At 70.9% G+C, this 8,337-nt stretch carries 10 protein-coding genes; 6 read left to right on the forward strand and 4 right to left on the reverse strand.

Going from position 1 to position 8,337, the window contains the following annotated elements:
• Nucleotides 1-17 precede the first annotated feature (17 nt).
• The 3 genes from ETD86_RS32150 to ETD86_RS32160 all read left to right on the forward strand — a co-directional run bounded on the left by ETD86_RS32150 (nucleotide 18) and on the right by ETD86_RS32160 (nucleotide 3,184).
• Nucleotides 18-608: a copper resistance CopC family protein gene (locus ETD86_RS32150; protein WP_138670417.1), complete on the forward strand. Its 591-nt coding sequence runs from the start codon at nucleotides 18-20 to the stop codon at nucleotides 606-608.
• Entirely contained in the window at nucleotides 605-2,581 is a 1,977-nt protein-coding gene (locus ETD86_RS32155; RefSeq protein WP_138670418.1) for a bifunctional copper resistance protein CopD/cytochrome c oxidase assembly protein, read from the forward strand. The genes ETD86_RS32150 and ETD86_RS32155 overlap by 4 nt, the downstream gene beginning before the upstream one ends.
• Before the next feature lie 210 nt (nucleotides 2,582-2,791).
• Nucleotides 2,792-3,184 (forward strand): sensor histidine kinase, encoded by a 393-nt coding sequence (locus ETD86_RS32160; RefSeq protein ID WP_138670419.1) that lies wholly within the window; start codon nucleotides 2,792-2,794, stop codon nucleotides 3,182-3,184.
• 51 nt (nucleotides 3,185-3,235) lie between these two features.
• Here ETD86_RS32160 and map read toward each other — a convergent pair whose 3' ends face one another.
• Nucleotides 3,236-4,084: a type I methionyl aminopeptidase gene (map, locus tag ETD86_RS32165; protein WP_138670420.1), complete on the reverse strand. Its 849-nt coding sequence runs from the start codon at nucleotides 4,082-4,084 to the stop codon at nucleotides 3,236-3,238.
• A 5-nt stretch (nucleotides 4,085-4,089) separates the two neighbouring features.
• Between map and ETD86_RS32170 the strand changes: the two genes are divergently transcribed.
• A complete protein-coding gene (locus tag ETD86_RS32170) occupies nucleotides 4,090-4,293 on the forward strand; it encodes a hypothetical protein (protein ID WP_138670421.1) in 204 nt (67 codons plus the stop codon).
• Here ETD86_RS32170 and ETD86_RS32175 read toward each other — a convergent pair.
• Both ETD86_RS32175 and ETD86_RS32180 read right to left on the reverse strand, forming a co-directional pair.
• Nucleotides 4,290-4,934 carry a cyclase family protein gene (locus ETD86_RS32175; RefSeq protein WP_138670422.1) on the reverse strand — a complete coding sequence of 215 codons (645 nt, stop codon included), beginning with the start codon at nucleotides 4,932-4,934 and terminating at the stop codon, nucleotides 4,290-4,292. The genes ETD86_RS32170 and ETD86_RS32175 overlap by 4 nt on opposite strands.
• Nucleotides 4,931-5,182 (reverse strand): CBU_0592 family membrane protein, encoded by a 252-nt coding sequence (locus ETD86_RS32180; protein WP_138670423.1) that lies wholly within the window; start codon nucleotides 5,180-5,182, stop codon nucleotides 4,931-4,933. The genes ETD86_RS32175 and ETD86_RS32180 overlap by 4 nt, the downstream gene beginning before the upstream one ends.
• 73 nt (nucleotides 5,183-5,255) lie before the next feature.
• Between ETD86_RS32180 and ETD86_RS32185 the strand changes: the two genes are divergently transcribed.
• On the forward strand, nucleotides 5,256-6,212 hold the full coding sequence (locus tag ETD86_RS32185; protein ID WP_138670424.1) for a LysR family transcriptional regulator: 957 nt from the start codon (nucleotides 5,256-5,258) through the stop codon (nucleotides 6,210-6,212).
• 13 nt (nucleotides 6,213-6,225) lie between these two features.
• On the opposite strand, the gene ETD86_RS32190 is transcribed toward ETD86_RS32185, so the two are convergent.
• Entirely contained in the window at nucleotides 6,226-6,804 is a 579-nt protein-coding gene (locus ETD86_RS32190; RefSeq protein WP_211370454.1) for a hypothetical protein, read from the reverse strand.
• A gap of 173 nt (nucleotides 6,805-6,977) precedes the next feature.
• Here ETD86_RS32190 and ETD86_RS32195 point away from each other — a divergent pair, with 173 nt between their 5' ends.
• Nucleotides 6,978-8,120 carry a lipase family protein gene (locus ETD86_RS32195; protein WP_211370455.1) on the forward strand — a complete coding sequence of 381 codons (1,143 nt, stop codon included), beginning with the start codon at nucleotides 6,978-6,980 and terminating at the stop codon, nucleotides 8,118-8,120.
• Nucleotides 8,121-8,337 lie beyond the last annotated feature (217 nt).

The following is an 8,337-nucleotide window of genomic DNA, read 5'->3' on the forward strand; positions in this document are numbered from 1 at the left end:
GTAGCCTTGGGGATGCCATGAAGAGATCCCCGCTCGCGGCACTCACCGCGATACTCGCCGCACTGCTCGTTCTCGGCAGCGCGGCTCCGGCGCTGGCGCACGACGCGCTCAAGAGCAGCACCCCGGGCAAGGGGGCCACAGTCGAGGCCCTCGACGAGGTCGAGCTCGAGTTCACCGCCGGCGTCCGCATGCCGTTCGTGATCGTGCGCGGCCCCGGCGACACCGCGCGGCAGGACGGCAAGCCGAAGGTGGACGGCAAGGTCGTGACGCAGGCGGTGAAGGGGCCGCTGCCGGACGGGAAATACACGATCGCCTACCGGGTCGTCTCGTCCGACGGTCATCCGATCGAGGGGGAGATCCCGTTCACGGTCAAGGGCGCGAAGACGTCCTCCCCGAGCCCTGAGCCCTCCGGCAGCGCGACGCTGTCCGCGACGTCCGGGGCCATCGATGGCGGCTCGTCCGCGCCCGCGGCGCAGCCCTCGGTGGCGGCCGACCAGGCGTCGGCCTCCGAGGACGCCGCATTCCCCGTCTGGCTGATCATCGTGATCGGCGGGCTCGTCGGCATCGGCATCGGCTTCCTCCTCAGCGCACGGAGAAGCAAGCCATGAGCAGGGCGGCGCGTCTCGCGCTCGCGGGAGCGGCGGCCGCGGTCGTCGCGCTGGTGATCGGCATGATCGCCGGAGGCAGGGCGTTCCCCAGGATCATCCCCGGGCTGCCCGACGCCGGCGCGGTCGTCAGGTGGGGCCTGCCCGTGTCCAAGCTGCTCATGGACGTCACGGGACTCCTCACCGTCGGACTGCTGCTGATGGCCGCCGTGCTGCTGCCCAACGACAAGGGCGTGCTCGGCAGGCCCGCGCTCCACTACGTCAAGGCCGCCTCCTGGGCGGCGCTGGCCTGGGCCGGGGCGGCGTTCCTCGCCATCGTGTTCGGCGTCGCCGATTCCATGGGCCGGACGGTGCCGCAGGTCCTCAATGGCGCCTACCTCAGCAGTTATGCCACCCAGACCACGCAGGGCGTGGCGCTGACGCTCGTCGTGCTGTTCGGCGTGGCGATCGCGCTGTTCTCCCGCGGCGCGATCACCGCGGGAGCCGCAGCGGGGCTGCTGGTGTTCGCGCTGGTCACGCTGCTGCCGGTGCCGCTCACCGGGCACTCCTCCTCCTCGCCCAACCACGACCTGGCCACCTCGGCGGTGGCGCTGCACCTGCTCGCGCTGGCCCTCTGGGTGGGCGGCCTGGTCGTGCTGGCCGCGCACGCCCTGCGGCGCGAGCCGCAACTGGAGGTGTCCGCCACCCGGTTCTCCAGGATGGCCCTGTGGTGCTACATCGGCGTGGGGCTGTCCGGGGTGTTCAGCCTGGTCGCCCGGCTGGGCGCCGTGTCCGACCTGTGGACCTCCGAATACGGCATGCTCGCCGTCGCCAAGATCGTGGCGTTCGTGCTGCTCGGCTACGTGGGTTACTGGCACAGGCGGCGCACGCTGGGCCAGCTCGAGTCCGGCAGGCCCGGGGCGTTCATCCGGCTGGCCGGTGGCGAGACCGTGCTCATGCTCGCCACCGTCGGACTGGCGGTGGCGCTGTCGCGCACCCCGCCGCCCGAGTTCGTCGGCCCCGCTGACCGGGCCTTCGACCTGCTCGGATTCCCCCTGCCGCCGGAGATCACGCTCGGCAACGTCTTCACCCTCTGGTGGTTCGACCTGTTCTTCGCCGTGGTCGCCGCTCTGCTCGGCGGGCTGTATGGGCTCGGCGTGCGCAGGCTCGCCCGGCGCGGCGACCGCTGGCCGCCGGGGCGCACCGTCTCCTGGTTCGTCGGCGTGGGGCTGCTGGTGTTCGCCACGCAGAGCGGGCTGGCCAGGTACGCGCAGGTCATGTTCGACATCCACATGATCGAGCACATGACCCTCTCCATGATCGTGCCGATCTTCCTCGTCCTCGGCGCGCCCGTCACGCTGGCCCTGCGCGCGCTCAAGCCCGCCGTCAGGAAGGGCGACCGGGGGCCGCGGGAGTGGATCACGACGATCCTGCACAGCAGGTTCACCAAGGTCGTCACGCATCCCGTCGTCGCCACGGCCGTCTTCATCGGCTCCACGTACGCGCTCTACTTCACGCCGCTGTTCGAGTCCGCCATGACCGAACACCTCGGGCACATCTGGATGACCCTGCACTTCCTGCTCAGCGGGTGCCTGTTCTTCTGGGTGATCATTGGGGTGGATCCGGGGCCCAACCGGCTCCCGTACGTCGGGCGGCTCCTCATGCTCTTCGTCACCATGCCGTTCCACGCGTTCTTCGGCATCGCGCTGATGATGATGGGCACGGTGATCGCCTCCGGCTGGTACGAGCAACTCGGCCGCACCTGGGGCGACACCCTGCTGCAGACCCAGCGGGACGGCGGGGCCATCGCCTGGGGGTTCGGCGAGATCCCGACGCTGATCGTGCTGCTGGCCATCGCCGTGCAGTGGTACAAGGACGACACGCGGCAGGCGCGGCGGTCCGACCGCAGGGCCGGCCGGACGGGCGGCGGAGATCCAGAACTCGACTCCTACAACGCCTATCTCGCCCGTCTCAACCGAGCTGACAAGGGCGAGTAGCCGTTCGGCCATGCCCTCCTATCTTCCGACTACAAGTCCCTGGACCGCCAGGTAGCCTTTCTCTCAGGGGAGACGGGCATAACCTCATCAGCTAGCGAGCGCAGGCCTTGAGGGGGGATTTGCGCACCGCCAGTGAGAGCGCCGGAGTGGGGACCGGCGCCGGCCCCGGGGTGCCGAGGAAGGCGAGAACCATTGTCGGAAGAGACACGCATGCGCGGGGGGCAGAGCCTGGCCGAGGCTCTCGAGAGCTACCTCGCCGCATGGTCGGAGCGTACCGGGATCGCCGTGGAGACCTGGGCTCTGCCGGGCACCGACGTTCCTTCCCGCGTCTCCAGCAGCGTCATGGCCACCATGCGCGAGGCCCTCGACAACGTGGAGCAGCACAGCAGGGCCAAGACCGTGTCCATCGCCGTGACCGTGGGCAAGAGCGGGCTGCGGATGACCGTCAGTGACAACGGCCGGGGGTTCCCCGCGTCGGGGACGGGGCGCGGGATCGCGCGGATGCGGGCGGCGTTCGCCGAGGTCGGGGGGAGTTTGTCGGTCAACAGCGTGCACGGTGAGGGCACCACGGTCACCGGGGTGGTGCCGACGCGACGTCACTGAGAGTGCCGGGCCCCTGGCGGTGTGCTCCGGGCCCGTGCGCGACCCGCGCCGTCACGGAAGGGTGAGGATTTCGCTGCCCGATTCCGTGACCACGATCGTGTGCTCGAACTGGGCCGTGCGCTTGCGGTCCTTCGTCACCGCGGTCCACTTGTCCGGCCAGATCTCGTACTCGATCGTCCCCAGCGTGAGCATCGGCTCGATCGTGAACGTCATGCCGGGCACCAGCTCCACCCGCAGCGACGGGTCGTCGTAGTGGGGGACCATCAGCCCGGAGTGGAAGCTCGTGCCGATGCCGTGCCCGGTGAAGTCGCGGACGACGCCGTAGCCGAAGCGCTTGGCGTACGCCTCGATGACCCGGCCCACCACGTTGAGCTGCCGGCCCGGGGCCACCGCCTTGATGGCGCGCATCGTCGCCTCGCGGGTGCGCTCCACCAGCAGCCGCGACTCCTCGTCCACCTCGCCCACCAGGTACGTCGCGTCGGTGTCGCCGTGCACGCCGCCGATGTAGGCGGTGATGTCGACGTTGACGATGTCGCCGTCGCGCAGCACGGTGTCGTCGGGGATGCCGTGGCAGATCACCTCGTTGATCGAGGTGCACAGGGACTTGGGATAGCCCTTGTAGCCGAGCGTGCTGGGGTAGGCGCCGTGGTCGATGAGGAACTCGTGGCCGATCCTGTCGAGCTCGTCGGTGGTGACGCCCGGCTGGATGTGCTTGCCCACCTGCTCGAGCGCCTGGGCGGCGATCCTGCCCGCCACTCGCATGCGCTCGATGACCTCGGGAGATTTCACGTCGGACTCGCCGGTCCTGGGGCGCTTCTTGCCGACGTACTCCGGCCGCTCGATGTGGGCGGGGACCTTCCGCATGGGCGAAACTCGCCCTGGCTGGAGCAGTGTCGTCATGAACCATGAGTCTACGGGGCAGAATTGACGTCGTGAGCGATGGCCAGTGGTGGTTCTGCCTCAAGCACATGCGCGTCGAGCCTGACCAAGGCTGCCCCAACAAGGACCGGATGGGTCCCTACGCCTCGGAGAAGGAGGCGGCCGGGGCGCTGCAACGCGCCGCCGACCGCAACAAGGCGTGGGACGAAGCCGACCAGGACGACGATTAGGGCACGATGGCGTAGGCCCGGACGGGGAACGTCCCCATGCCGGCGATCATCGGTGGCGCGGCGTGGAAACGGAAGCCCTCTCCGGGCAGCTCCGCCAGGCCCGTCAGGTGCTCGACCAGCGGGATCCCCGCCTGCAGCAAGATCGTGTGGGCGGGGCGTTCGCCATGCGGTGGGGTGTCGTCGATGTTGAGCGAGTCGATCCCGACCAGGGCGGCGCCCTGGTCGGCCAGCCACTTGGCCGACTCCGGCGCCAGGTAGGGGTGGCCGTGGAAGTAGGCGTCCGTGCCGAAGTGGCGGTCCCAGCCGGTGTGGATCAGGACCGCCTTCCCGCGTACGTCCAGGGTCTGGTCCAGGACCACCTCTCGCGGTCCCTGCGCGCGCACCACCAGGCCGGGGAGGTCGGCGAGCTTGGTCAGCGGGACCTGTGACAGGTCGGGGCCGTCGGCGTAGCGGTGGTGGGGCGTGTCCAGGTAGGTGCCGGTGTTGGCGGCCAGGGTGATCATGCCGATGTGGAACTCCGTGCCCGGCGCGTACACCCCGCGGGAGTCCTCCCTGCTGAGGTGCACGCCCAGCGTCGGAGCGGGAATGCCGGGATAGGTCACCATGCCGTCGACGATGCGGTGGCTGAGTTCGACGATCATTTGGCGACTCGTACGCGCGCGAGCTTGACCAGGGCCACCGTGCCGATGGCGGCCCACACCAGGTTGAGTCCGGCCGACGGCCAGGCGGCGCTGTAGGCGCTGTTGACCATGAGACCGATCGAGCCGAACAGGTTGAGCAACTGGTACGCCACTCCGTCCCCCGACAGGCGGGACGACGATACCAAGGCGTAGCCCAGCAGCAGCGCGCCGGCGCCCGCCCAGCCGAGGGCGGCGAGGAGCAGATCCATGGCCGTCATTGTCCGGATTCTTGGCGCTAAAGCACAAATAAAGAAAGCTAAAGGTGGACGTAAGCTGACCTGCATGGATATTGATCCTCGGCGCCTGCGGGTCCTCCACGAAGTCGCCCGCCGCGGCGGCGTGATGCGCGCCGCCGAGGCGCTCTACCTGACGCCCTCCGCGGTCTCCCAGCAGCTCGCCCAGCTCGAGCGCGAGGTCGGGCTGGCGCTCATCGACCGCTCCCAGCGCAGCGTGTCGCTCACCCCGGCCGGGCGGGTGCTGGCCGGGTACGCGGAACGGGTGGAGGAGGAGCTGCTGGAGGCCAGGCGGGAGCTCACCCGGTTCACCGAGCGGCTGGCCGGGCCCGTGCGCATCGCCGCGTTCCCCACGGTGATCAAGCACGTGCTGGTGCCGGCCATGCGGGAGCTCGCCGTACGGCATCCCAAGATCACGCCGATCATCCACGAGATCTACGGCCAGCCCGCGCTGCAGGAGCTGCGGCTGGGCGCGGTGGACGTGCTGATCACCGAGCAGGACATGGGCGTGCCCGCGCTGTCGCAGCCGTCGCTGAGCACGCGGCTGCTCTACGTGGACGAGTTCCGCATCGTGCTGCCGCCCGACTGGCCCGACCTGCCGCGTGCCTTCGCCGACCTCATGCAGGTGCCGTGGGTGGCCGGGGAGCCCGGCCAGGCGACCGGGCAGGCCCTGGAGCGGCTGGCGGGGTTGCACGGGTTCGAGCCGCGCAGGGTGCACGTCATCACGGAGTTCGGGCCGACGCTGGCGCTGGTGGCGGCGGGGCACGGGGTGGCGATCGTGCCGGCCCTGGCCCTGCTGGACGTGCCCGAGGGTGAGGTACGGGTGAGCGAGCTGCGGGACGTGGGGGCGCGGCGGCTGGACGCCGTGACCCGGGTCAGCCGTACGAGGTCGGGAGAGCCGGACCCGGTGCAGGCGGTGGTGATCGGCGCGATCGAGGAGGCCACGGCGGCGCTGCAGACACCGCTCAGCGGCCGGCTCCGCGCCCCGGAGCCGCTCGACACATAGACGCGGGCTGGGCTCAGTCGGCCAGCTGGGGGCCGCTGACCTTGTCCAGGAGGCGGGCCAGGCGGGCGCGGAGGCCGAGTCGCTGCTCCACCTCCCCGGCGGCCGCGCTCACCAGGTGCTGCGCGCCGTCGAACGTCACCAGCCCGTCCCGCGGCACCGCGATCGCGTCGTGCGCCAGACCGGTCAGCTCCGTGTCGCCGCCCTCGATCGCCAGGATGGTCGCGCCGGTGCGGCGGGCGTCGTTCACCCGCTCCAGCAGCGGCACCGGCGCCTGCTGCTCCGACAGCACGAACAACGTCTCGCCGCGCGCCGCACGTTCCAGCCGGTCGAGGCCGACGCGCAGGTGGGCGGGCGCGTCCGGGGGCGGCGTCCAGCGCACCAGGGTGGGCGTCAACTGCGGCAGGCCGGAAAATCGCGCCTCGTCGCCGAGGTGCGCGGTCAGGTGCCACGGCTCGTCGTCAGGGGTGCCCACCAGCAGCAGGCCGCCGGGGGAGCGGGTGGCGCGCAGGGCGTGGCCGAGCTCGCGGGCGCGTTCGAGCCAGCCGGATTGGGCCAGGAGTTCGCGCAGAAGGGCTACCGATCCTGAGTCCATGCGTTCCATGGTGCCTGACGAGTCCGCCCGGGGGAGCTGTTTCGCAAGTGATGTATTGACACAGGCTGTGTTTCTCCGTTATTTCGGGCCTTGACATGGAGTTACCCTCGGGTAACGATCGGCTCGCGGCGCCGCCGTCCCAAGTCGGTGATCATCAGGGAGAGGGGCGGCACATGAACTTACGTGTCCGCGTCAGCGTGTCCATGGTCCTGTTATTGATCATGTCCCTCACCACGACCCCCGCGCGCGCCGCGACGGCGGGAGACGTGGTCTCCGCACAGCCCACCACCGTCTACCTGCTACCGGGGAAACTGCTCGAAGTGCCGGTCAACGCCTGGCACCTCCTCTACAACTCCACCTCCGCCGTCGGCGCGCTCAACGCGGTGTCCGGCACGCTGCTCGTGCCCAAGAGCGGCTATCCGCTGGGCGCGCGCCCGATCATCGGGTACGCCACCGGCACCCACGGCCTCGGCGACCAGTGCGCCCCCTCCGTCAGCATGAGCGAGGGCAGGGAGGCCGAGCTCGCGCTGATCAGCCTGTTCCTGCTCAAGGGGTTCGCGGTCGTCGTGACCGACTACGAAGGCCTCGGGACGCCGGGGCAGCACACGTACATGGCCGGGATCTCGCAGGGCCACGCCGTGCTCGACGCGATCAGGGCCGCCATGCGCCTGCCGGCGGCCGGGCTGTCGACCCGGGCGCCCGTCGCCGTCATGGGCTACTCCCAGGGCGGGGCGTCGGCCGGGTGGGCCGCTCAGCTGCAGCCTTTGTACGCGCCCGAGCTCAGGCTCAGGGGCGTGGCCGCGGGCGGCGTGCCCGCCGACCTGCGGGCCGTCGCCGGGCACCTGGACGGCAGCGACAACTTCGGGCTGGCCGCGGCCGCCGGCGTCGGGCTCGACGCCGCCTACCCCGAGCTCGATCTCGAGGCCGATCTCAACGACCGGGGCCGGGCGCTGCTCGCCGACGCCGCGGACGACTGCGTGGGAGAGCTCGACAGGCTCGCCGGGCTCCGCTTCTCCGACCTGAGCCCGATCGACCTGCTCAACCAGCCCAAGTGGCTGGCGCGGCTGGCCGAGAACCGGCTCGGGGCCGTGCCACCGCGGGTGCCGATGTTCCTGTACCACGGCCGGGGGGACGAGATCATCCCGTTCGCGGTGGGGTCGACGTTGCGGTCGGAGTACTGCCGGGCCGGGGTGAACGTCCGGTGGACCGCGCTGCCCGCGCCCGACCACGTCACGGGGGCCGTGGAGGGTGGGCCGCTCGCCATCGAGTGGCTGACCCTGCGGATCCTTGGGCTGCCGGCCTTCGGCAACTGTTAGCGACCGCGTTCCACAGCCGGGCCCGGGTCTGTCCCGGGCCCGGCTGTTGCTCGGTTGCCGCCCGGGTGCCGGTCATCCGCCGTCGATGGGCCGGCGTCTCGTACCCCACGCCCGGCCGGGTGCGGGTGCCCGGGCGACGGGACGTGGTCGTGCGGCGGTTGGCCGGCGGCCAGGCATGTGGTGGCGGCTGGGTTTCGCGACGGGCGTGGGCGGGACG

The sequence above is a fragment of the Nonomuraea turkmeniaca genome (genome assembly GCF_005889735.1).
GTDB classification, from domain to species: domain Bacteria; phylum Actinomycetota; class Actinomycetes; order Streptosporangiales; family Streptosporangiaceae; genus Nonomuraea; species Nonomuraea turkmeniaca.